Genomic DNA, 24,935 nt, shown 5'->3' on the forward strand with positions numbered 1-24,935 from the left:
TTAATGAGTCAATGGCTAAATGAATTTAGTTACAGAGTTGAGATGAAAGCAACCTATGTATTTGCTCCGGCGATGGGCTTGCTTATATTATCATTAGCAACAATTGGATTTCATATTGTTCGAATTAGCAGGATTAATGCCATAAAAATATTAAGAGAAAAATAGAAGCAGTTTCTCCGATATATGATTCAAGATTAACAAGTTTAGCTGAAGTTTAAAAGAACTATTCAATGGCGTCGAACTTTATAGATATTGAGTCTTGAAAACTCAAGCTTCAATCAGGGGAGTTAATTTTTTGTCAGTGAGCGCTTAAAAAGTTATGTAATGAAAATTGACTAATTCAGAACTCTTATGTCAAGAGTATTAAATTCTTGAAGTATTTTACTAATTCCTTTTCAAGTTCTTTAGGTATTTGGTATCCAACCAATTGTGAGGACACTCCCAAATCGCTGAAGTTCCGTACAAGGAACTCAAACTGGTCTCTTTCTCGAAAGAGAATCTTGTTTAATAAGTTGCTTTATAATATTATTTACGAACGCTCTGCAGCCAAAATCGCCAGAAATATAAAATGGAAAAGCAGAATGATAGCTGCTAAAGGCTTTTTTAACATCTTTTGCAGTCAATGCAACATTCCATTCCTTTAAAGTAGGCATCGGTATTTCACCTTTAAAACGGGGATTTGCATTCCATTGAATGGTGTCATGCTGTTTGTCTCTGCACAACCTAACCCAAGTTTTAAGATTAGGCATGTAACACATTAAGTCTTGATGTCGACCCTCATCTTTTTTGCCTCTTAAGATTATTTTATTTATTAATTCATCATCATCTACATTACCGATGCAGTTAACTTTAAGTTGATTTTTCATACATTATACCTAATAATAATTTAAAAGTTTTAAAAAATCTTATCAAAATGAATATGCTTTAATTTACTCTAATTAAGATATTTTCTCTACTCTAGGGGCTAAAATACTCTATTCATCTACTTCTAAATTGTCTCTTTTCTATTCCATAAAAGTGTTTGATAATAATCTCAACACTTTTACTAGAGATCTCTTAAATTGCCTTTAGAGAAATACCTTTCGTGCCGCATAAGGAAATAAACGTTTTTGATGGCGATGTGTGAGGTGATAGTCTTCCATTTAGGTGAATTAACAAGCAACAAATGGAGCATAGGTACAGAGATATGGTTTTCAACTTAAAGTCTCAAGAAATGTATGGGATTGATGAGTCTCGTAAAACGAGAGATTTGCAAGACATCAACGATCAAATCCCAAGAATTGATTCAAACCAAGAATGTCATCCTTAACACAGTAAAGGATCTATAAACTTTAAAACCACAAATTTTACATATCACACCCTAAAGAGCGAAGGATGTATCTTTAATACATGAACAAAAACCTATACCTCTCCGCTATCACATGCTTCACCATCTCCATTGTATTTACATCATATTGGACCTTCAACAACCTGATGGATGGGATGGCATTCAATGAGTTCATCACATACCCTGACCTGGTAGTAGCGGATTGGGTCATCATGATCCTATGTGAAGTGCTCTTTCTGAAATACTTTCATGCGAAAAAGTACAGGGTAGCGTTTGCTACTGGCTTAATCTCAGCGATCACTTTTATGGTGCTCTATTCCTCGGTCTTCACTTTTCATAAAGGGGTTGGTTCCGGAGAGTTTATTAACCTTATTGTTACGGTTCATCTGATTGCAATGATTACCTTTTCAATAAGCCTTGTGCTTTCCAATGCCTCTAAACAAAAGTTTTTGAAACAGGCAGGTGCTCTGGGTATTGTTATAGGTGGTATTGTGCTTTCCACGCACGTGATTGGTCTTTTGGTAAATGGAGAGACGTTGAATCTGATGCTCGTCATCCAGCTTTGGACCAGCAGACTAGGTGATACCCTGATTCTCATTTTCTATGTCCTGAATTTCTACCATGAGTTCCGAAATGATCAAAAGTTTGCGATGACGAATAAATAAACCATCATTTGAGTACAGGAATACGGTCAATTGCTCAGTCATCAACTAAGCTGGAATTACAAAGCTGAAAAATTGGTAAAAGTCTCTCCAAAGGGCTTTGATTCTTGAGACTCATAAAACGAGCTTATAAAGCTCAATTAGCAGTTGATAATTAAATCTATTATTAGCTAAAAGCTCAGAAGCTGAAAATTTCAGCAACATTTAATATAGAGATTCTTGAATTTATGTTGACGCATAAAATCCTTAAAACCTTCCATATCGGCAGATGTTCTATTGATTGCACTAGTATTTTGCAATCATCTTGATGTCCTTATGACATTCTGGCCTGTAGATAATCGGTGCTAAGCAGAATCTTGCAGAAAGCAAAGTAAGCCATACGCAATATCATCTAATACCAGCTTTGTATTTTCTATTAGCGTTTTTGAGAGAAGAGCCAGTCAATTAGTTCAGGAGTGTTCTCTACACTGATTGAAATATGGTGAGCCTTATCAGGGTACTCGGTATATTTTGGATTTCCACCTTTGTCCCTTATTGCATTAATCATATCTCTAGAACCTTTTACTAAGACATTTCGATCCTTTTCACCATGGAATGCCCAAATTGGAATATCAGTTAGTTTATCAGCAAATTCGGGGTTTCCGGCTCCACAAATAGGAATTGCTGCAGCAAACATCTCCGGTTGTGAACTTATCAAATGCCATGTTCCAAATCCTCCCATAGATATGCCCGTGATGTATCTTCTTTTCTTATCTATCACGAATTCTGTCTCAAGTTCAGAAATGATTTCCAGTACTAAATGATCAACTGATTTGATATTCGTGATCCCACCCCAATCTCTACATGGTGGGCATTGAGGTACTAGAACAAATGCAGGGTATTTGATTTGATTATGAGGTTTGGATAACAATTGGGCGAAAAATGATCTCGACACTTGTTTGACATTATCATTACCTCTTCCCGAAGCGCCATGTAATGCGATTACCAATGGATAACTTTTATTTGAATCGTAATTGCGAGGTATTAGGAGTCTATAGGATAGACTTTCTTCTTGATCGTTTTTATATGTCCTTGACTTAAAAGGGTTCGCTAATTTCTGCTCATATGCACTGTAATTACTTGTTGCTGAAAGTTTTTTAGTTTCAGCCTTTATTTTGAATCCATAGAAAGCCAAAGTCAGAAATGCTGCAAATACAAAGAAGTTAATTGCGTTGCTTATCTGCCCTTTACTATTCCTCGGTTTTGATCCTTGTCTTTCTACAAAAAAGTTCAATAAAAGCAAAATAAGTATTGGAATTTCCATGATTGAAATCCACTGCGTCACTTTGGTTCCAGATCCATCATGTAAAGCTGTCAATGAATTAGCCATCCAGACTGTAGCCATGAAGTTGAATAGGCCAAAAAGGCAAATAGATATACCTGCAGCTTTCAACCAGTATCTTTCTTTTGTTTTAGATAGTGCCAGATTGGCACCAAATAATAAAAGTGTGATAGGTAAAAAGTGGGCTACAACAACGTAGCTATTTGTTATTTCATTGGTAGAGAAAACTTTAATTGAAAGGATAAAATTGACGATTGTAACGCATGTTAATACGGCTAAACTCCAAAATGCAATTATGTATTCACGCTGATGGAGATACTTAAGCAGAATTAAAAACCAAACAATTGAAACTAACCATTGAATAAGATACCAGGAACCAAATGATGGTGATTCTCCTAGTCTTTGCCCCAATAGAAAGCTTATCAAACTCGTTGTTAACACAACTAGGGTATAGAGGCTACCAAGCAAAATAGCTGAGGAGAAAAACTTTCGTGTCATGATTGATTTTTTCGAGTTGCAGGAATTGCTGGTAACCTTTAGCTATGATGCATATGTTATATAGCCTTGATTAGTACGAAAGTAGTGATCCTTAACCGCACGCACAAAACGGTGTTTTTTTCGAACTCCATTTCATTCCGAAACAAACCGATGAATCAGTTAATTCAATAGTTTAATAAACTAGTTTGAGTAGTCTAATTGTGATTTATTCCATTTAATAAGGATTCGTCAAATTTTTGTGAGTTCTTAAATATTCGAGGCAATGATCTAGAACCTTATCTTCAAACCTATGTTTAAAGGACTTTAGTGTGGTTGTACCATACCAATAAATATGCTAAAAAGGTTACTACATTAATGCATGCACGCACGCAGATTTGGTGGGTTCAAGTCCTTATTGGACTGCAAGCTTTTAAGCCTCTTGGGAAACTTGGAGGAATTTAGGGGGTAACATCTGTATGTCGAGTTATTAAATTGACTTATAAATAGCTCAAACTTTTCTATATCTGGCCAATAGCATTATCCAATTCTTTACATTCACTATTGGCGGCATTTATCAAATATGGAGTTCAAGCAGATTTCGTAAATTAGTCAGCTTAACCAAGTGAAAATGTGGTATATAGCAGCAATTCCATTTGTGCTTTTAACTTCCTTTTTCATCTACAATATTGTAGTTGAGCGAAAGGTGAATTTAGCCATCGAGGAAGAAAACGTATTCGAAAATGATCATGGAAAAGTTAAACTTGTTGAAGCAATATCAAAAGTACTAGATGAAACTTCACAGAAAGCTAGTCTCGTTTCAGAAGAAGATAATAAACCTGCTACTGTCAAAGAGCCATAATTTTTCAGAGGTGGTTCTATTTGTTAAGTTTAAAAGTTTGTTAAAGATTACGAAACCGATATGGTTTCAATAGGATACACAATTTTAACAAAAGGAGAATCCGAACAGACCTTTGTCCAACAGATTAAATCAATCGAGTACCAGAGATTTCCTTTATATTTTCGAGAGAAAATTCATTGATCAGTAAATGAACAAAATCTGCCTGCAAGAGGATCAAATAAGCAATATGGTGGAGGCACTTTTAGTGTATTCTCTACCGGAGAAGAACTTATGCCCATTTATAGATAAAGATGAGGCGCTGACTCTTCTCAAATGTTCTTCCGGAACGCTGCAGAAGTTACGTGATGAGGATCTGATTGAGTTCTACTGGGTCAGGAATAGACACATCATTTACAGCTACTCATCAATTATGAAGTACGTCAAATCAAAATCCAATATGGTATGAGTATGTACATGAAAGGTTTCAACAACGGATATGTTATGGCATCAGATTTAGCCGAACTATACAAGTCTTACTCGAAGATCGAATCTTATGGAACTGAATATTCAAAAGGATTCAAAGAGGGTGCCCAACTTGCTCGGGAGATTGATAAGAAGAAGGATCAAAACAAAGGAAAAGATAAGGGACCAAGATTCGAATTTTAATTTGAGTCAGAAGCCATTAAAGTTCTAATTTTCTAAACTGCTTATCCTTAGACAAACAAACCTAGCTTTGTAGTAACAAACAAACCTAGCTCAATAGCAATATAGTTTTAAAGTTCTGTAGAATATACCTACTATGAAATTAGTTATCCCCGTCATTATTCTGAATTGACATAGAACTTGGTATCTTCGAAAATTCTTCAATCAATTTTTTTTACTAATTGCAAGAAGTGTTTAAGTAATACTAAAACTATCGTTTCAGTCTTTCTTAAACATTCTTGATCTTCTCACTGCGTTCGCAAATGGATAATAATAATAAACCTGGTAGGAAACCAGGAAGAAAAAAGGGGGGGAGACCCACTATTGATAACAAGAAAAATATTGTTAAAACATATAAAGTAACAGCTGAGGAAGAATCAATTATTCAAAGAAAAGCTGAAGAAGCAGGCTTAACTATAAGCGCTTTTGTAAGGGAATGTGCTCTTGGGAAAGAAATTAAACAAGGTATATCTAGAGAACATATGGATTCCATTAAATTACTTCGAAGCTTCGGTAACAACCTTAATCAAATTGCGAAGAAGATAAATAGCATGAGTCCTACAGATAAAATTGGTGTCCAAATCATGATAAATCTCGATGAGATATCTTCAATGATTAGTATGGTAAAAAAGAATATTGATATAAAAGGTAGAGGAGGCGGGACGACTTAATAATTCTTGTAAGCTACTTCAATCAGAGAAGTTTGGTTTAATACCTAGCTTGTAGATACCAGTTGTAAGCGACCTGAATAAAGTGATTATGTAATTCTTGTCTTCTGATATGAAGTAAAAACCTAATGCTTCCTTTTTGATTATTTGGTAGTTAAGCTCTAAATGCTCGGCAAAAGCCTGGACTGTTTTTTCCTCATATAGCCAATAGGTAATTGAGGCTATTCGCTCGTTTTCTTCAAGCGTAAAGAGTTCGATATGATTTGTATACTTGTACTTCCGGATTACTCCTTTTCCTGCTTTCATACTATCTACAAATACGTGATTTGAATGGAAATCTTTCAGTTCCGAAATCTCACTCCCAATTATTGAGATGGATTGCTCTATTAAAGTATTTGGATCTTCTGTTTGTCCAATAGTGATTAATGAGAGAAGGATGCTTGTGATGAACGATAACAACCTCATATGACAAGTGAATCTTTATGTGCTGCAATTCTTTCCTCAGCAAGCTCTACAGCCATGTTATGATCAAGTCCAAGGCCAACGCGCATCTCATACTCCATCCGGTACTCATTGGCAATTTCAAATACTTTATCTATGGATTGTACTTCTTCAGAACACAGACTAGCAAGAGTGTTATATAGTACACTTTGATATAGGTCAACGGGAATGGATGTATCGATAACTTGAAGTTCTAGGTTTTCCAGCACTTGCTTTTTTGAGATGCCTGAAGAAAGCCCTTCCAGTTTAAAGAGTGTCACTTCCTTGAGGAAGCTTTTGTGATTGAGTGGAGGTACTTCATCGTTAGAATAACCGTCTAATACATAAGACATCTTGCCAATAAGAGCGTCAACAGAAGGGAGTAGAAAATGGTCAATCTGACTATCAAATACTTCCTCCGTCAGTGTGTTGAGGATATCTACTTGATAATGATGACTTCTGAGAAAAGTAATTCTGGAGGTTCTACTTTCCTCATCATACTCTCCGTGGGGTATTTCAATGTCTTTGTATAAGGGCTCCAGATTATCCAGGTAATTCAGAAAGTCATCCCGATCCAGAACTACTTCATGTGTGCCGTTGATTTTAACTCGAATTATTGATGCTATCATATATGATAGCAATATAATGCCTATTCTGAATTTGATTGCAATGTGCGTTCTGTTTTGGAAAAAGAATTCTTGAAAAAGCTAGGAAGCCGGATTGTAAAGCTCCGGGAATCCAGAGGCCTATCCCAGGCAGAAGTAGCCAGAAGGCTCTACATGGAACGTGGCAACTACTCTCGGATTGAAACAGGCAAGACGAACCCTTCGATCATTACCCTTCATAAAATTGCAGAGGTATTGGAAGTAGATGTTAAGGAAATGATAGATTAGATTCTGTGAATCCTAATTAATGATATGTCTTAATGTGACAATTTGTCTATTCAGGTATAAATAGTATTCGATTAAGATTCGTCAGAAATCTTTTTTGAAATAGAAAACCTGAGGTCATTTACTTTCTTTATTATCCTCTTCCTCAGGATCTATGGCAATGTTCACGTTGCGGTTAGTGATTATGAGATAAACCAAACTAACTCCAAAGATCAAGTAACCTAGTGAAAGAATGTGCCACCACATATGTCAATTTTCGGTTCAACCAATTTAATGAAATTATACAGATTTCGTAGCTCAATCTAGCTATAAAGCATGATTAGGAGCACGTAACCATTGTATGTCCAGGATTTTGGTACGCAGAGATAATTTACCCGAGCCGTGGCGAGAGCAAGCGGAATTATGGAACAAAACATAACACCATTATATAGCAATTAGTATGTGTGACTAAATGTAATTTGCTTTAACATAAAATTATTGCCGTTGATAGAATGAAATCCGATAACTGATTTATACTAAATGCTGGTCATAAGTAAATCACTAGTATTGTTATTTAATGTCCTGCGCATTTTAAAACAGCTTTGGTCTTGGGTAGGATTAATAGTTTAGGAGAGGACTCTAACATCAACTAAAAACGTACTCTTTATTTCTGAGCAGAAAGGAGCACTCTTTTGCCACTCCTCTCGAATGAGAATTACCATGCCGCAGTGAGAGAGGTAGGACAGGAGGGAATAAGAATGACAAATGTGCTGATTTCTAGAGAAAATTCAATTAGTTCTCAGGTATGTTCTACCGTCATTTGAAATTACCCAAAAATGGGTATTGTTTTTTGTTCAGTATTAACGTAAATAACCAATCAAATCAAGGCTCAATAATTTCAAGGATGAAAGTAAAACTCCCGCCAATCGAGACAGTAGAAAAAACTTCGAGTAAGAACCTTATTATACATCATATTCAGTCAGCATTAGAATTCGAGTCGGACGAAATTGAATCTGGTGCCGGTTATTTAAAGGTGAAATACGGAGATTCATGGTATTTCTTTACATCAAAGAACGATTTAATAACGGACAGTATTCCCATTGCTATTAAGTGCAATAAGCTTCCAACCGTTGAGAGAATTGAAAATGACGAGATAAACTTAAAATGGGCTAAACATCCCTTATTGAAAGATTACTCTGTTAATGAGATTATAGATTCTTGGGTTGATGATTTTACAATTATCGAAGAAGACAAGAGTAGAGATATTATGGGTTTAAGATCACCGCAGGTTGGTGCTTTGTATGGAGTTTTAGCTCATTGGAAAGCCTCAGATGATATAGCAACAGTTGTGCTTCCGACTGGCACGGGCAAAACAGAAACAATGCTATGTTTGATGGTTAGCAATCGGTGTAAGAACCTTTTAGTAACTGTTCCCTCAGACTCGTTAAGAGAGCAGCTAGCTGATAAATTCTATTCCTTGGGACTATTGAAAAAGTTTGGGTTGGTTGGAGTAAAATCACTATATCCCAAAGTAGGAATACTAAAAGAAAATTTTAGTAATGAAGATGATTTGAAAAAATTCTTTGCCAATTGCAACGTAGTTGTTTCAACAATGCAACTTGTTGCAGGAAGTACACCGGATGATCAAGCGTTAATTTCATCACTTTGTGATTATTTGTTTATCGACGAAGCTCATCATGTAAAAGCCAAAACCTGGAATAGCTTCAGGTCTAATTTTAAGGCTAAAAGGACACTACAATTTACCGCAACACCTTTTAGGAATGACCGAGAAAAAATAGACGGGAAATTTGCGTTCAACTTTCCATTGAGCAGAGCTCAAGCTGAAGGATATTTTAAAAAAATCAACTTTGTTTCTGTTAGAGAATACGATCCGCAGCAAGCAGATAATGTAATCGCTGATAAAGCTGTTGAAAAATTAAGAGAAGATAGAGAAGCTGGTTTTGACCATATACTTATGGCAAGGTGTGCCAATAAGAATAGGGCTGATGAAATATTCGATTTGTACAGCGGTCATACAGATCTCAATCCTGTGAAAATCTATACTGGAGTTAAGGATAAGGCTAATATTCTTGAAGGAATAAAAAGTAAGGATACCAAGATTATAGTTTGTGTTGACATGCTTGGAGAAGGTTTTGATTTGCCAGAGTTAAAAATTGCAGCTTTTCATGATATTAGAAAGAGTCTTCCAATAACACTTCAATTAGCTGGTAGATTTACTAGGACAAATCTTGATGATAGCTTGGGTGAAGCAACCATCATAGCAAACATCGCAGATCTTGAAGTTAAAGATGAGTTAGAAGAATTATATGCACAAGATTCAGATTGGAATGCCTTGCTGCCTGCGTTTTCTACCTCTCAAATTGAAAAAGAAATTGAATTTTCAGAATTCATAGATGGATTTAAGAAAATTGAAGATTCTAACGTTCCTATTCAAAATATAAAGCCTGCATTTAGTACAGTCGTTTACAAAAATCAGACAGACACATGGAGTCCTAGAAATTTCAAGGAAGGATTGACCTCTGTTGATTCTTATGAATACCTTTTTTATGATATAAACAGCGATGAAAATGTACTTCTCATAATCACTGGTAAAACTCAGGAAATTGATTGGGGTATTTCGAAAGATATACAAGATATTATCTGGGATGTATTTATCGTGTTTTGGGAAACTCGAGAGAACTTATTGTTTATTCATACTTCAGAGAAAAAAGGAAATTATAAAGAACTAGCAAAGGCGATTATTGGAGAGGATGCGAAGCTTATTGATAAATTAGATGTATACAAATCGTTTCACAATGTTAAAAGAGTTCGACTTCAAAATGTTGGATTGAAAGAGTTCTTAGGAAAAAACATAAGATTCAGAATGACATTCGGTGCTGACATTGAAGAAGCACTTTCTAAGGCGGAAAGAGCCAGAGCTCAGAAGGCTTTCGTTCAAGGAGTCGGTTTCGAAGAAGGTAAAAAGGTATCGATTGGTGCCTCATCGAAAGGACGAATTTGGTCTCATCAGCGAGGCAATGTCAAAGAATTTATGATTTGGGCGACTAATCTCGGCAAAAAATTAAATGATGAAAACGTAGACCCAAATACAATTTTAAGAAACACTCTAATTCCTACTTTAATAAGCGAACGTCCCAATGTTTATCCGATCTTGGTTGATTGGGATGAGGAATTGTATATTCAGGCAGAGACTAGATTTTTGTTTTCTATAGGAAATAAGGTTTATGACCTATCAAATTGCGAATTGGGAATACACAATCCTAGTGACACTGGATCGCTTTCATTTGAATTGATCACTGATGACTCTAGAATAGAAATTCAGCAAATCCTATTTTTAGAAGCAATAGATCAGGATGATCAAAATATTCAAGTCCCTGCTTTCCGATTTGAGAAAGTTGGAGATGTCCAAGTAAGTGTAACCCACGGTACCAAATCATACGAGATAACTGATTTTTTCGAAAAGTACATTCCTACCTTCTGGTTTGCCGATGGATCAGCTTTAACAGGAAACGAATACATTGAGTTAAAGCAGGAAATCCAACAGTATAGCCGTGAAAATATTCAGGCTTGGGATTGGACTGGCGTAGATTTATCTAAAGAATCACAACATGTTCATCCTAAGATTCAGGATTCTATCCAATACAAGATGATTGAGGTATTAAAAACTAAGGATTATGATGTTATTTATGATGATGATTACTCTGGAGAGATAGCCGATGTTATAACAGTAAAAAAAGATGAGAATAAATTAACGGTTGAATTCTATCATTTGAAATACGCTAGCGGTGGAGGTGTAAATAACCAGGTTTCAAACCTGTATGAGGTTTGTGGTCAAGCTCAAAAGTCCGTTCACTGGAAACATAAGACAGGCAAAGAATTCTTCAATCATTTGTTACGAAGAGAAACCAAGTCCCGTAATAATCAATCCTGTTCTAGGATTGAAAAGGGATCAAGGGCAGACCTAGAAAAGTTTGAGTCTTTAACAAAAAGTCAGATTCCAATGGAGTTTAAAATCTTTATTGTCCAACCAAGTATATCAAAGAACAATGCTTCTGAAAGTATATTGACATTACTTGGAGTAACTGAGAACTTCTTGAAGGAAATGGCAGCAATAAATCTAGGTGTTATTGCCAGCGATTAACTATTTCATATGGAACAGATTAAAGCTTATTGTAAGTCATGTCAAAAAGAGACAAATCATTATAAAAGAGCAGAATACAAGCCGGATCAAACTCACGACGAGTATGCGTCATATGATAGCAATGAATACTTCATAGTTGAGTGTCTAGGCTGTAATCATGTTGATTTTTGCATCAATATTGGGATTCTGAGGATACGAATTCAGATGATTTTCAAAAATGGGAGGAACATTATCCACATGATGAAGATAGGTTTAGTTTATACATATATTTAAGTGAAGAGGAACTGGACGAACTCCCAGCTATAATATTTGATATGTATGATGAATTAAGAGTCACGCTTAATAATGATCTGAATGTTTTAGCTGGAATAGGACTCAGAATGGTTGTAGAAGCAGTTTGTATCAAGCAAGATATTCCCGGTAGAAATCTCAAAAACAAAATACAAAGCTTGCTCGAAGTTGGACTTATTTCAAAAAATGATTTTGAAGTCATAGACAAACTTCGGGAAATAGGAAATGTAAGTACACATCAAATTAAGGGGCCATCAGCAACAGTCCTAGAGGCTTCATTAGAAGCAGTAAATCATCTGTTAAGAACTGTCTTTGTTGTTCAAAAAAGAACTAGGAAGTTAAGAATAAAGAACTCTTGAAATGAAGAATTGGTCTCAACTTCGTCCTTTATCTAAGCTAGATCAGCTAGCGGAGACCATCATGAAGGCTGCATTCTTACTCTCTGAAAATCATCATGTTGTTCAGAGTTATCTAAATCACAAAGGAGCACATTTCAAGGTTATCAATCGAGTAGGGGAGTCAGAGTGCGATATACTATGTCGTCAGATTAACATCGACAAAACCAATTATACTTTCATTTCAAAATCTGATCTTGAAAGAGGCTTGAGAGATGACCTTTGGATTGGTTTAGTCTTGTTTGTTGATGGTCAGAAACCAACCAAGTATTTGTTTCCGAGTACAGTTTGGAATGAACCGAATCAGTTGTTTACTGACTCACCAGTCAAAAATTCCGAGTATGGAATCAATTTGAATAAGAATACAATGGGTGAATTTTCCGAAAAATTTGCTCTTCAAAACAGTATTACAAATTATCCATTCGCAAATAACCTTGAGTTTAATTGGAGTAAAGCCATAGCAGAATTTCCAAGAGAGGCGTTTGAAAAAGCATTAACCTTATTTGACATCAAAGGGTATGTTTCTGATGAGGATGGGACGGGTATTAGCAAAGCCATGATCAAATATGGATGGAAACATTTGGCCAAGACTTTTGAAAAGGAAGGCTACAATATTGATAAAATTAAAATAGCTGCTAAGTTTTATGATGCACACGGTGAAGTGGCAGCACTCTATAATGAACAAGAATTCCCAGAGCACGCTGATATCATAAGAGAGCTAGATAGATATGTTGAAGAGTACCAATCAAAGAATGGATATTGCCAAAATTGATTTTTCAAAAACTCATCCCACCACCTTTCTTTCTTGATTGTGGCTTTCGCTCCCAGAATTGATCTTTATCCTTTTTAGATTTCAGACCTATTTCTTTCGCATATTCATGCATCCCATCATAAAAACCTTGCATCTTATCGTTGCTTACCAAAAGGTCTTTAAAGCTACTACTGGAAAGTCCTACCTCTTTTGAAAGGATGTATCCCTGATTAAATGCTCTTTTGTATTCCTCGCTTACTTTTAAATCGTTATTCATAATTCAAAGGGGACTTGTGCATTGTTCTCTAAATACGTATTCAGGCTATCGCTATCATATAGAATATGTTTCTTTTGAGGTTGTGAGAATTTGATCTTACCCTCGTCTCTAAGCTTTTGCAAAGTAGACTTTGACTTGATCCGCAAGTACTTCATGGCTTCTTCACCATCCAGCCATTTGCTTGTTTCAGCTTTTCTTGATCCGTCAACACGTTCTACAACCTTCTCAACGAGGGCATAAAATGCGTCTTCCTGCATACAGATTACTTCCATAATTATGAGTCGATTGGCTCGAAACAAAAGTAGAGAGATGAGCCATCAAATTCAATAATGCATTTACTGCCCAATTACACTGTCTAATGCCTCATCAGCTTCTTTATGGATGAAATTCGCCTGGTAGTTGATGGTTGTTTTTAAATCACCATGACGGTATAGCTTTTGAAGCATTAGAGGATGAATACGATCTCCAGCTATGTTTCCAAAAGTGTGTCGAGCAATATGGTTAGAAAGGTTTTTGTCTATTCCAGCCATTTCTGCAATCCGCTTGAGATATTTATTTATTAAGCTCGTTGCATTCCTTGCCTTCACAAAAAGATCGTGAGAATTGCTAGGGTCAGCTTTTTTCAAATAGTCAAATACAAAGTCTTTTTTTCTACTTGATTTGTTTTTGTATAAACCTAAAATAGTTTGAGCTTTTTCAGGAACCTTTAGTGAGACCGGTTTCTCATTCTTATGCATAATGTAGAAAAGACGTCCATCCTTAAAATCTTCCCACTTTAGATTTAATGTATCAGAAATTCTAATGCCGGCAAAATAATATGCAATTAGCCATGCATTCCTCGCATGCCAAATTGATTCTCCTTCTTTGAGGTCTAGCATTTCTATTTTCTCAACTTCCTCTTTAGTTAATCCGATCTTGTGACTCGAACCAATTCGAATCTTCTCATTATCTCCCGCAAAGGGATAATGTTTTGCATCTACTACACCATCAGAAATGGCCTCATTGAAGAGGGTTCTTATAAAAATAAGTTGATTGGTGATCGTTCTTTTCTTCATCTCTAAATGAGATGTGCAGAAAATCTTAAACTGATTGATCCAGGCTGTATTTATGTCCTCAAAAAAAAGGCTTGTATTTTTATCGAAAGTCTTAAGCTCGTTTAGGAAGGAGTAACCTTTCTTTCGGCTCGAACCAATACGGTTGCGTCTTCTTTCTTGAATAGCCTTCCTTGCATCATCGATTGGTGTTGAGGGTTTGTGATTGACAAACTCCTCAATATTGCAAAGTATGGATCGTTCTGGTTTCGCAACGGCATAAACACCACTGATGAATTTACCTTTGACACGTTCAGCTCCGTATTGAAAAAAGGAAACAGAACGTCCTTTTCTGGCAATCTTCTTTCTAATCTCTTTACTTGAAATCGACTTGTTATCAGTCTCTATCTCAAGCGCAATATCGTTGGCTTCCTTAAGCTTTGCCAGCAGTAGGTTATTAAGTCGAACGGAGTTTGGGTGGGATTTTTTAACTCTTCTCTCCTTGTCATCCCAATGTTTGATGTCAATTGATTGGTCTGTATGGATGTACTTGGGTTTACGGTCTTTGATAATCCGAATGGCTAACGGGTACGTTCCATCCTTCTTTCTTTTTTCCTTCCTTAGTACGATCTTTATTGAAGCCATATAAATTTATTTACCAATCTCAAAGCTAATAATTATTATCTAATTGGGGTTAAACAATGGTTAAACTTTTTCTGGTTTTACCTGGTTTCATACAGTTCTATAATATACTTAAAATTGTATTTATAAATGTTTTAAACCATATTAGATCATATCAAACCAATAATCATCGGGCTCATAACCCGAAGGTCACAAGTTCGAGTCTTGTCCCCGCTACTACGAAAGGCCGATTTAATCGGCCTTTTTCTATTTAAGTACACCATAGGACAGTTGCTTTATTATCTTGGTCTCTTTTGTGTTGAAATGAGAATATGATTAAGGCTTTGGACTCTGTACCAAACGATTAATTCTCTTTTCAAGATTTGTCCTTAATTCCGTTTAGATAGCTACTTATTTAAAGAGTAATTTAGCTTTGAGACTGGTATTCCAATCTGTAACATAGAATTTATCTAAAATTCTTCGATTCTTGCCAATAACATAACAGATTCGTGAACAATAAGCCTGTCTGTATTTATCATATGCATCTTTATTAAACTCTTCTTCCATATTTATAACCCACTCATTTGTGGGGGGTTCTGAAAAAGAATCAAGCCTGAATACATAAGCTTCGTTTTTATAGCTCTCCATGATTTCATAAGAAGCTTGAGGAGATTGTGTATCACCTCCACAACCACAAGTGTTCGCTATGATTAGGGGTTTATCATGCAAGAATCTTGTATTTATGGTATCACCAATGGCAGACTTGAAAATAAAGTCTGGAGCTAGCATGCCTACCTGTGTTCCCACCTTTTCATCAAAATTCCGTTCTTTAATAAGTCTAATATAAGATCCGCTATTAGTGATACTATCAAACTTATAATAGGCATTATTTAATTTCAAATATTCTTCTTTCTTGATTAAGTCCCGAACTTCAATAATATCCTCATTTAAAAGGTTTGTGGATGATAATAGAGCAAGCTCGGGTTCAAGACCATAGGTAAAATTTCCAGAAAAAACTCTATCAATTATTCCGACTTTAAATTGTTGGTTATCTATTGTAATAGGAGCCTCCAAATATTCATCCCTACCATAGAATATATCTCTATCCTGATAACCTATTCTTATCCATGAAGAAGTTTGAAGTGTATCACGACCGTCAGAAATTGAAAAGGATACCGGAATAGAGTTTTTTGACGAATTCCAGTCGATAGGTAGCAGAGAGTATATTTCATCGTCCCTGAAAGATTGATTGTTGTTTTGATCTACAATTATAACAATGCCTTTATTAGCAAACTCCCCCGAAATAAGGTCGACATAATCAAGTTTAGATTCTAAGTCTACGGGTATCCTTGACCCAAGTATATTTGTTAATGAATCTGGATGATCAATGGGGAAATCAAACAAATCTGAAGTATCCTCAAGGTCAATAAAACCTCCAATGAAATCAAACGGAGCAGACCCTTTAACTTTTTCAGTTCTGATAAGCAATGTGTCTTCTTTTTGAGAGAAATGGTTGATCTGTTCTTGACCAAATATTACCGTGAATTCCGAAAAACAAAGGCAGATAGATAGAGCAGTCTTCCACATCATATTTCTCAGTATTTGGGTGTATTTATACACGCTAACATCTCTTGAGCTTCAAACTATAGGATATTTTAAAGATAAGAGTTTTATTCATAACTAAGGGTTTGGATAGATAACTTTAGATAAGCGGCCTATGTAAACGTCCGGGCTGAAAGAATTATTAGTTGTGCTAACTCCTTCGCTGGTTTTCTCAAACAAGCATAATCTGGAATTTAGGAATACTCCTGATTAACTCAGGAAGGGGTCCATCATAACCCGAAGGTCACAAGTTCGAGTCTTGTCCCCGCTACTAACGAAAGCCGATTCAGAAATGGATCGGCTTTTTTGTTTGTCCAAATCGTAAATAAAGGGACTCAATTCACCATTTGATTTTATTCAAAAGAAGATTTGAAGAGCAGACTTGTGAAACTTATTTGATATCTTAATACCAGATTACCGTCAATTCATAGATTTTTGAGAATTAAACTGGGGATATTGCATTCCATTGTTGCAATCAATCAATTGCATAATAGCCGACACAGATACATTCGATTTGTTGGCTGTCTTTTATTAATTACAACACTATTTCTTTCATTTGAACTCAAGTCACAAGTTCGAACACCTCCTGATACAGTCATGATTAATGAACTTATTGAGGAGGGCTACAAGCTACATAACAACAATCCACGATCGGCCATAATTAAATCCAGAAAAGCCTTATCCTTAATAGGGAAAAGCAATCAATTGGTTGAGAAGGGAAAGGTTTATAAAAATTTAGGATTGGCGTATTGGAGGTTAGACATGTACGATTCAAGCATGCACTATAACATGAAAGGAAAACACCTCGCAGATTCAATTGGAGACCATCTTTTAAGTTCAAGATTGCTAAACAATATGGGACTAGTGTACAGGGAAAAAGAACAGTATGCATTAAGTCTACAGACATTCCTTGAAGTTTATGAAGTTCAAAAAGAAACATCCGATAGTCTCTCAATTGCCGTAAGCCTGATGAATATTGGAGACATCCATAGACGGATGAAGAATTATGAACAAGCATTGCAGTTTATAAACCAAGCCATTGTAATAGCAGGTCAGATCAACAGTGAAATGGTGTTTTGTTGGGGCTATGTATTTTCGATCGAACCAACCTTTGAGAGTGGTAATACAGAAGCTGCTGAAGTTTTTTTTCAACGCGCATTGGATAAGTGTGGAGCTGTGAAAAATTTTTATCACTTAAGCGTCGCTTATGTTCATCATGCGCGAATCTTAGGTTCCCAGAAAATGTATGATCAGGCATTGGATGAGCTAATGCTTGCATTGATGTTGCATCAGAATCAGGGAAACATGAAACTTCAAGCCAGCACCAATATTGAGATTGGTAAAATATTCCTTGAGAAGGAAAACCTCAAGGAAGCAAAAAATCGGTTTCAAATGGCCTTTGAAATAGCTTCTAATGAAAAATTCTTAACTGAATTGAGCAATGTCTACTATTATCTCGCCGAAACGTATCGGTTGGAGAAGAACTTTGAAATGGCCGATAGAAATTTTGTTTTATATCATGATGTAAGCAAGCGCTTGAGTGAAATACAAAAAGGAACCGAGCTAGAAGCTATCGCAGCGAGGAACGAAATTCAGCAAAAGGAGAATGAAAATTCAGCTTTGAGACTCGAGAGTGCACTACAAGCTGAAGTAATCAGTAATCAAACGACGAAGACCAGATATTTCTACATGGTCATTTCAATCGCAGTATTGCTGATTTTAAGTTTGGCTCTCTTCATTTATGTTGTAAACAAAAAAAATCGGCATCTCATCAGGTTAAACGATCGGATTGTTAGAAAATCAGAGGAATTAGAAATGGCCAATGAGGAAGTTGAGACCAAAAATGAAGAACTGCTAGCAACGTTAAATAAATTACAAAAGACTAAGGAAAAACTTGTGGAGACTGAAAAGATGGCCTCATTGGGAATGTTATCCGCAGGTGTAGGGCACGAGATCAATAATCCCTTAAACTTCATTAAGAATAGCATTCAAATTATTCGCAACTATAAGGTTGAATCTAAAAATGACGAAGAAAATTATGATCGGTTTATTAAAATAATTGATGATGGAGTTGTTCGTATTTCCTCTATTGTTAAGAATCTTGAAAATTTCACCAGACCGGACGCTGAGGTCACGGAATTATGCAACCTTACCTCTATTATCGAGCAGTGCCTTGAAATTATGAATCATCGAACCAGGGATCGAATAAAGATAATAAAGGAGATATCCAATGCGGAATTGAGCATTTCGGGTAATAAAGGGAAGCTTCACCAAGCCTTTTTAAATATTATTTTTAATGCTGAGCAGGCCATAAGTAAAGAAGGAACTATTACGATTAAGATTGGGGAGGAGGGGAATTTTGTAATCGTTTCCATTCGAGATAATGGTCAGGGAATGGAAGAGAAGATTTTATCAAAGATCATGGATCCCTTTTATACTACTAAGAACCCGGGAGAGGGTACTGGATTGGGGCTTTGGGTAACCTACAATGTGATAAAAAATCACAATGGCATTATAGATATTCAATCTGAAGTCGGAAAAGGAACTGAGTGCATAGTTTCATTGCCCCTTAACTCCGATTAGGTCTAAAAAGTAATTGCAAGGTTTTTTCAACCATTCAATAGATCGTGCACTTCCCCGTACAGACAATTATACTAAAGCAGTACGTCGCTCATATTCCAAAAAAGAGCCACAGACATGAGGCTATGAAATATCAGCAAATTGTAAAATCGTCAATAGAGCCTATCTAAGACAATACCTATTTTAATATTTAGTAATAAAAGTTCAATTTTCTTGGAATTTTAATTGGTGTATCATAAATTGGTCGACCAATTAGATAATCTCTTAATGGAAATACTTAATAATTTCTCTCAAATAGTAGTCGAATCTCCAGTTGATAAGATTATCAGGCAGATTCGTGATCTGATAACCTCAGGTCAGTTAAAGGCTGGTGATCGTTTGCCGTCAGAACGTAAGCTAAGTGAGAAGTTAGGTGTTGGAAGGACACACCTTAGAGAAGCCTTGCAAAAGCTGGAATTTTATGGCATTTTGAAAACCCGGCCTCAAAGTGGAACAGTTGTCGCAGGAATGGGAATTCCTGCATTGGAAGGCCTAATAACTGACATGTTAGGGCTTCAAGGAAGAGATTTCAAATCATTGGTCGAAACCAGGGTCATACTTGAAACAAATATTGCTCAGCTGGCTGCAGAGAATCGTTCTGATAGTGATATTATCGAAATTGAAAATGCATTGAATGCTCACCGAATTAAAATAGAGCGTAATGAAGATGCTGTGGAGGAAGATCTTCTGTTTCACCTCAAAGTCGCCGAGGCTAGTAAAAATTCAGTACTTAATTCATTGATGCTAATTATCACTCCGGATATTATGCAGTATTTCAAAAAGCATAATGTCTGCGGGGAGGTTAAGGCAGAATTAGTAATAGATCAGCATGAACAGTTGCTGCAAAGTATCATTGAACGTAATCCAGATCAAGCTGGAGGAGTCATTCGCGAACACTTACGTGATATAAGTGAGTATGTAAAGACATTAAAAAACGGAACCAAGCTAGATAGCGATGGTTCGCTAATAACCTAAAACTAATCTTTCTATGAGCAAACCACCCTAATAAAAAGAAATGGACTGGCCAAGGGCCAATCCATCCAAAGTGAGATACCCCAATCAATAATATCAATTTGGCGATCGGTATTAAAAAGAAAAAGGTTCCCTCTTGTGCTTTCAAAAGTAGACAATGTTTGAAAATTCTAGAGTACTCCTTTCTAGTATCCACACAATTACCAAATAATATTTTCAATTAAACCCTTATAATAATGAGGAATGTTTTACTAAAAAATCAATTAACGAAGTGCATTGCTTCATTGGTGATCTTTATGTTCTGCTTGAGTTTAAATTCGTTTGCGCAGAATGTTACGGTCTCAGGAGTAGTAAAAGACTCTAACGGAGAAGTACTTCCAGGAGTAACAGTGACCATTCAAAACACGATTGATGGTGCTGTAACTGACATAAATGGAGCTTATAGATTATCTGCTCCTCAAAATGCTACACTTGTTTTCACATATGTTGGGTTTGAAACTCAAACAATTCCGATTGGTAACCGATCACAAGTTGATGTGACATTAAGTGAAGATACCGAACAACTTGATGAGGTTGTTGTAGTTGGATATGGAACACGAAAAAAGTCACATAATACAGGTGCAATCGCACAAGTTGGTGGTAAAGACATAGCAGCAATTCAAGCTAATCGCGTAGATGACGCATTAGCTGGGAAACTATCAGGTGTTTTAATTCAGAATCAAAACGGGGAGCCTGGGGCAGATCCGAAAATTCAAATTAGAGCGGCTTCATCTATATCGGGTGATTCCAATCCTCTTATTGTTGTGGACGGATATCCAATTTCCGGAAGTCTTGCGACGGTTAACCCAAACGACATTGAAAGTGTCGAGGTTTTAAAGGACGCTGCTTCTGCCGCTATATATGGTTCGCGAGGAGCTAACGGTGTTATCCTTGTCACAACAAAAAAAGGTAGACCTGGTAAAGCTAGGTTTAGCTATAATGGGTTTACGAGCATCTCAAGTAAGTACGTGAAGGACATTGAAATGCTAAAAACTTCTGGAGAATGGGCCGATGAAGTAGAAGCGAAAATTAGCAATGGTACTTTTAATGTTTCTGAGCTAAATGCAAATTATATTGATTTCAAGGTCGATGCCTTCAGAAATTCTCCTGATGTAGTGGGGATGGAAGATTGGCTTTTTAGAGACGGTTCAACAACAAGCCACGACTTCAGTGTTAGTGGTGGTACAGAAGATGTAAATTATTTTGCTTCGCTGGGTTATCTAAATACAGAGGGTGTCGTAATTACTCAAGGGTTTGAAAGATACAACGCTCGTCTTAATGTCGATGCTAAGCTGGGAGACAGGTTCAAGACTGGATTAAACATCAATGGATTTTCCTCTGATCGAGACATTGTAGCTCATGACATGAGAGATCTTTTAAGATCATATAGTGTCCATCCAATCTACCATACAGAAGCCTCAATTGCATTTGTCCAGGGGTTGGATGCTCAATCCACAGCTCTGGGCTATAATGTTGATTATTTCAGTGGAAATACTGCTCCAATTACTTTTGATGATGGCTATAGGGGAGGCGGACTTATTAACTCGAGTATCTACACTTTACAGCCAGGAGATATTGCTCATGACTGGCATTATGGTAGAAGAGGAAATGGTATAGGTGGATCGGGAGATGCTGGTCCGGCAGCCAAGCTTGATAATGCAGATCAATGGCAAAAAACCTATTTCGGTAACATTAGTACTTATTTACAATATGAAATTATTGAAGGATTAAATGTGAAAACCGTCCTTGGTGGAGACCTTCGAGATACACGAGATTTTTATTATCAAGGAGTTACAGCAGATGCGCGTGAACGGACCAATCAATCGGACCTAGACCAAATAGATACAAAAAGATCTTCAGTTTTAAGTGAGACTACATTGAACTATGCAACAAACATCGGAGATCATGATATATCTGCTGTAGTTGGCATGGAATTCCAAAACTTTTACATTAAAGGCACGACTTTGCGAGGTACTAATGTGCCACATGGTCAGCCAATAAATTTTGGACTCTTAGACCCTTCGGATATCAGCACTTCAGAAAGGAATGAAACTATAGCAAGAAGAAGTATTTTCGGAAGAATTAACTATGCGTACGATGATCGCTATCTAGCATCAGTATCGTTGAGGAGAGATGGTGATTCTCGATTCGGAGAAAACAATCGATTTGAGACATTCCCTGCCCTTTCTTTGGGATGGAATGTGCATAACGAATCCTTCTACAAGATAGACATCCTTAGTAATTTGAAACTTAGATTTAGTACTGGTTCGCTGGGGACTACTTCATTTTTGGGAGCTTATGATGCATTGAGTCTTTTAAGTCCTCAAGCTACTGTGCTTGGAACAGGCTTCCTTATTCCATCTAATGTAGCCAATGCAGATTTAACCTGGCAAACTAATACTGAGACAAACTACGGTGTAAACTTCGGATTCTTAGAAAATCGCTTCACACTAGGTATAGATTACTACACATCGGACATTGAAGACATGCTTATTAATCAAAGCGTTTCTGAGGTGCTGGGTACTACTTCCATCGTGCTTAACCGTGGCGATGTGACGAGCTCAGGATTGGAATTTGAACTTGGTGCAGTTGTCATGGAAAAGGCAAACTTAACCTGGGATATTAGCGCCAACCTGTCTACGGTTAAAACCGAAATCACCAGCTTAGGTGACCTGGATGAATTACCTCAAACCATATACGGCCAGAGCGGAAGAGGTCCAGTGTTCAGGAATTATGTAGGTGGTGAAATAGGTGAAATGTGGGGACTGGAAACAATTGGAGAAGTTGAGGCAGAACATATTGAAGATCCTGTTGCACTCATTGGTATAAATAGTTCAGAATATTATGTCGTTGATCAAAATAATGACGGTGTTATCAATGAGGATGATTGGGTTAAGATAGGGCAAAATACTCCAGACTTTTATTGGGGATTGAATAGTACCATGAATTATAAAGAATTTGACTTTTCATTACAATTCCAAGGTGCGCAAGGCGGTGAAGTTTTCAACATAGATCCAATTTACTGGCAGTCACAATTTGGAGGCAGATTGCGCGATAGTTTTGATGCTGATAATAATAACATTGCCGATGCAAGCGGACTTCATTATACTCAAACAAGAAATCAGACAGACGCTACAATTCAAGATGCTTCTTACATAGCTCTTAGAAATATAACTGTTGGTTATACCCTCAAGCCAGACTGGGTAAATAAGGTTGGTGTTAGCTCTGCAAGGGTTTATGTCGCAGCCTCTAATCTACTGTATTTAATGGGGGATAATTACACCTCGCTCAATCCAGAGGGTATCGAAACTACCAATGGAGGTTATCTGGGACCAACAACTTATGGAGTTCAAGTAGGTGCGAGTCCTATTGTAAGAAGCTTTACAGTAGGTGTAAATGTTAACTTTAATTAAGAAAATGATGAAAACTGTATATAGATTTTTGGGAGCACTATTGATAATATCAGCGTGTTCTGAAGACTTGGATCAAGTACCGCCAAATATTGCAAGTGCAAATTCTTTAACAGATTTTGCAGGAGTTTTGAATGCGGCATATTTTTATCAGCATGGCTCTGCCACTCCTATGGCAGTAATGGGTGATTTCCGGGCCGACAATTCATTGATGGCCGAGGAACCTTATCCTGAATTTGATAGATTCGGAAGTGGGTTGGTACTAATGGAAGATCAGTTTTTTGGCCCTTTCTATACGGCATTATACAAGTCGATATTAAGTGCAAATAACGTAATTGACAATTCAATGGATGCAGCCGAGATAGGTGAGGCTAAATTCTTGAGAGCTTTATCTTACTTTAAACTCGTACGAGTTTTTGGCGATGTGACCGTGAATTTAACTGCCGAACCAAGCGTCTCAGATCTGTCAATTTTAGTCAGACAACCTGTTGCTGATGTTTATAATAATGTGATTATTCCTGATTTGCAAGATGCAATAGGTGCTCTTGGCACTAGCATAGTGGATGGAAGAGCATCTCGATACGCAGCTCAAGGGTTACTTGGCAAAGTGTACATGCAAATGGGCAATTTTAGTAGCGCTGAAACCGAGCTGGCAGCAGTTGTAAATGGTGCAACTGCGGCAGGCATAACTTTACAAGGCAACTTTGCAGACATTTTTGGAGAAGCAAATGATTTAAACTCAGAAATCATATTTGCAACACAAATATCAAGCTCCATTACAGATGAATATGGTTTCACAGAGTTTCCAGGATGGTTTAGCGGTGGAGATACCAAGTCACTAACACCATTAGATGCCGATTTAATCGCTGCTTTTGATGCTGTGGAAGCAGCAGATGGTGGCAATACAGATTTAAGAAGAGCATTGACTATCGATGAGACAAATAATATTGGTGTAAAGTGGGGTGGTCTTGATCAGGATTGGATAGAACTGAGATTAGCAGATGTATTGCTTTTATATGCTGAAGCTATGAACGAAAATGGTTCTACTCCAGAAAACGCACTAGATGTGTTGGATCCGATTAGAACAAGAGCAGGATTAAACCCTTTGGATCACACTACATTGAACACTCAAGCACTAGTTAGACAAGCTATTTATGATGAGAGAAGAGTAGAATTGGCTTTCGAAGGACACAGGTGGTTTGATTTGGTGAGAACAGGAACTGTAGATGCTGAAATGGGAGAGGCAATCAATAGCAACTATCATGTATTTCCAATTCCAGTTTCTGAAGTATTAGCGAGTGACGGAGTGATCACTCAAAACGACGGCTACTAATAGTTAATCTTTTAAGAGCTCTCCTTTGAATGGGAGGGCTCTTACTTAACTAATTTAATATTCTAAATTTTGATACCCGGTAAAACCT

22 protein-coding genes are annotated in these 24,935 nt (G+C 36.7%); 14 read left to right on the forward strand and 8 right to left on the reverse strand.

Translation table 11 applies throughout. The features are described from left to right. Positions 1-470 precede the first annotated feature (470 nt). Positions 471-866, reverse strand: a complete 396-nt coding sequence (locus ABJG98_RS03555) for a hypothetical protein (protein WP_348278097.1) — start codon at positions 864-866, stop codon at positions 471-473. 299 nt (positions 867-1,165) lie between these two features. On the opposite strand from ABJG98_RS03555, the gene ABJG98_RS03560 reads away from it, so the two are divergent. Next, a complete protein-coding gene (locus ABJG98_RS03560; protein WP_348278098.1) occupies positions 1,166-1,309 on the forward strand; it encodes a hypothetical protein in 144 nt (47 codons plus the stop codon). A gap of 80 nt (positions 1,310-1,389) precedes the next feature. Beyond that, positions 1,390-1,992, forward strand: coding sequence for a hypothetical protein (locus ABJG98_RS03565; RefSeq protein ID WP_348278099.1), 603 nt, complete (start codon positions 1,390-1,392; stop codon positions 1,990-1,992). 412 nt (positions 1,993-2,404) lie between these two features. Here ABJG98_RS03565 and ABJG98_RS03570 read toward each other — a convergent pair whose 3' ends face one another. Continuing rightward, positions 2,405-3,808, reverse strand: coding sequence for a prolyl oligopeptidase family serine peptidase (locus ABJG98_RS03570; protein ID WP_348278100.1), 1,404 nt, complete (start codon positions 3,806-3,808; stop codon positions 2,405-2,407). 607 nt (positions 3,809-4,415) lie between these two features. Here ABJG98_RS03570 and ABJG98_RS03575 point away from each other — a divergent pair. The 4 genes from ABJG98_RS03575 to mobC all read left to right on the forward strand — a co-directional run bounded on the left by ABJG98_RS03575 (position 4,416) and on the right by mobC (position 5,998). Next, positions 4,416-4,646, forward strand: coding sequence for a hypothetical protein (locus ABJG98_RS03575; protein WP_348278101.1), 231 nt, complete (start codon positions 4,416-4,418; stop codon positions 4,644-4,646). Between the two features lie 187 nt (positions 4,647-4,833). Further along, complete coding sequence (locus tag ABJG98_RS03580; RefSeq protein WP_348278102.1) at positions 4,834-5,091, forward strand: hypothetical protein; 258 nt, start codon at positions 4,834-4,836, stop codon at positions 5,089-5,091. 35 nt (positions 5,092-5,126) lie between these two features. Then, on the forward strand, positions 5,127-5,291 hold the full coding sequence (locus ABJG98_RS03585; RefSeq protein WP_348278103.1) for a hypothetical protein: 165 nt from the start codon (positions 5,127-5,129) through the stop codon (positions 5,289-5,291). A 299-nt stretch (positions 5,292-5,590) separates the two neighbouring features. Then, entirely contained in the window at positions 5,591-5,998 is a 408-nt protein-coding gene (gene mobC / locus ABJG98_RS03590) for a plasmid mobilization relaxosome protein MobC (protein WP_348278104.1), read from the forward strand. An 18-nt stretch (positions 5,999-6,016) separates the two neighbouring features. Here the strand turns inward: mobC and ABJG98_RS03595 are convergent, their stop codons facing one another. Together ABJG98_RS03595 and ABJG98_RS03600 are read right to left on the reverse strand one after the other, a co-directional pair. Further along, positions 6,017-6,460: a hypothetical protein gene (locus ABJG98_RS03595; protein WP_348278105.1), complete on the reverse strand. Its 444-nt coding sequence runs from the start codon at positions 6,458-6,460 to the stop codon at positions 6,017-6,019. Then, positions 6,457-7,104 carry a hypothetical protein gene (locus ABJG98_RS03600; protein WP_348278106.1) on the reverse strand — a complete coding sequence of 216 codons (648 nt, stop codon included), beginning with the start codon at positions 7,102-7,104 and terminating at the stop codon, positions 6,457-6,459. Before ABJG98_RS03600 ends, ABJG98_RS03595 begins: the two co-directional genes overlap by 4 nt. Positions 7,105-7,173: 69 nt before the next feature. Here ABJG98_RS03600 and ABJG98_RS03605 point away from each other — a divergent pair, with 69 nt between their 5' ends. From ABJG98_RS03605 to ABJG98_RS03620, 4 genes are all read left to right on the forward strand, one after another. Continuing rightward, positions 7,174-7,368, forward strand: a complete 195-nt coding sequence (locus ABJG98_RS03605) for a helix-turn-helix transcriptional regulator (RefSeq protein WP_348278107.1) — start codon at positions 7,174-7,176, stop codon at positions 7,366-7,368. 880 nt (positions 7,369-8,248) lie between these two features. Next, on the forward strand, positions 8,249-11,506 hold the full coding sequence (locus tag ABJG98_RS03610) for a DEAD/DEAH box helicase family protein (protein ID WP_348278108.1): 3,258 nt from the start codon (positions 8,249-8,251) through the stop codon (positions 11,504-11,506). A gap of 167 nt (positions 11,507-11,673) precedes the next feature. Further along, positions 11,674-12,156 carry a DUF4145 domain-containing protein gene (locus ABJG98_RS03615; protein WP_348278109.1) on the forward strand — a complete coding sequence of 161 codons (483 nt, stop codon included), beginning with the start codon at positions 11,674-11,676 and terminating at the stop codon, positions 12,154-12,156. A gap of 1 nt (position 12,157) precedes the next feature. Beyond that, positions 12,158-12,964, forward strand: a complete 807-nt coding sequence (locus ABJG98_RS03620; RefSeq protein ID WP_348278110.1) for a hypothetical protein — start codon at positions 12,158-12,160, stop codon at positions 12,962-12,964. A 4-nt stretch (positions 12,965-12,968) separates the two neighbouring features. Here ABJG98_RS03620 and ABJG98_RS03625 read toward each other — a convergent pair whose 3' ends face one another. The 4 genes from ABJG98_RS03625 to ABJG98_RS03640 form a co-directional block, all read right to left on the reverse strand. Further along, positions 12,969-13,220, reverse strand: coding sequence for a hypothetical protein (locus ABJG98_RS03625; protein WP_348278111.1), 252 nt, complete (start codon positions 13,218-13,220; stop codon positions 12,969-12,971). Beyond that, positions 13,217-13,492 carry a helix-turn-helix domain-containing protein gene (locus ABJG98_RS03630; RefSeq protein WP_348278112.1) on the reverse strand — a complete coding sequence of 92 codons (276 nt, stop codon included), beginning with the start codon at positions 13,490-13,492 and terminating at the stop codon, positions 13,217-13,219. Before ABJG98_RS03630 ends, ABJG98_RS03625 begins: the two co-directional genes overlap by 4 nt. A 63-nt stretch (positions 13,493-13,555) precedes the next feature. Further along, positions 13,556-14,896 (reverse strand): site-specific integrase, encoded by a 1,341-nt coding sequence (locus ABJG98_RS03635; protein ID WP_348278113.1) that lies wholly within the window; start codon positions 14,894-14,896, stop codon positions 13,556-13,558. A gap of 387 nt (positions 14,897-15,283) precedes the next feature. Then, a complete protein-coding gene (locus ABJG98_RS03640; RefSeq protein ID WP_348278114.1) occupies positions 15,284-16,462 on the reverse strand; it encodes a hypothetical protein in 1,179 nt (392 codons plus the stop codon). Positions 16,463-16,909: 447 nt separating this feature from the next. On the opposite strand from ABJG98_RS03640, the gene ABJG98_RS03645 reads away from it, so the two are divergent. The 4 genes from ABJG98_RS03645 to ABJG98_RS03660 all read left to right on the forward strand — a co-directional run bounded on the left by ABJG98_RS03645 (position 16,910) and on the right by ABJG98_RS03660 (position 24,847). Then, positions 16,910-19,057, forward strand: coding sequence for a tetratricopeptide repeat protein (locus ABJG98_RS03645; protein ID WP_348278115.1), 2,148 nt, complete (start codon positions 16,910-16,912; stop codon positions 19,055-19,057). Between the two features lie 264 nt (positions 19,058-19,321). After that, positions 19,322-20,068, forward strand: a complete 747-nt coding sequence (locus ABJG98_RS03650; RefSeq protein ID WP_348278116.1) for a FadR/GntR family transcriptional regulator — start codon at positions 19,322-19,324, stop codon at positions 20,066-20,068. A gap of 233 nt (positions 20,069-20,301) precedes the next feature. Beyond that, positions 20,302-23,517: a TonB-dependent receptor gene (locus ABJG98_RS03655; protein ID WP_348278117.1), complete on the forward strand. Its 3,216-nt coding sequence runs from the start codon at positions 20,302-20,304 to the stop codon at positions 23,515-23,517. A gap of 4 nt (positions 23,518-23,521) precedes the next feature. Then, positions 23,522-24,847, forward strand: a complete 1,326-nt coding sequence (locus ABJG98_RS03660; protein ID WP_348278118.1) for a RagB/SusD family nutrient uptake outer membrane protein — start codon at positions 23,522-23,524, stop codon at positions 24,845-24,847. Positions 24,848-24,935: the final 88 nt, after the last annotated feature.

This window comes from Ekhidna sp. (genome assembly GCF_039960695.1).
GTDB lineage: Bacteria > Bacteroidota > Bacteroidia > Cytophagales > Cyclobacteriaceae > Ekhidna.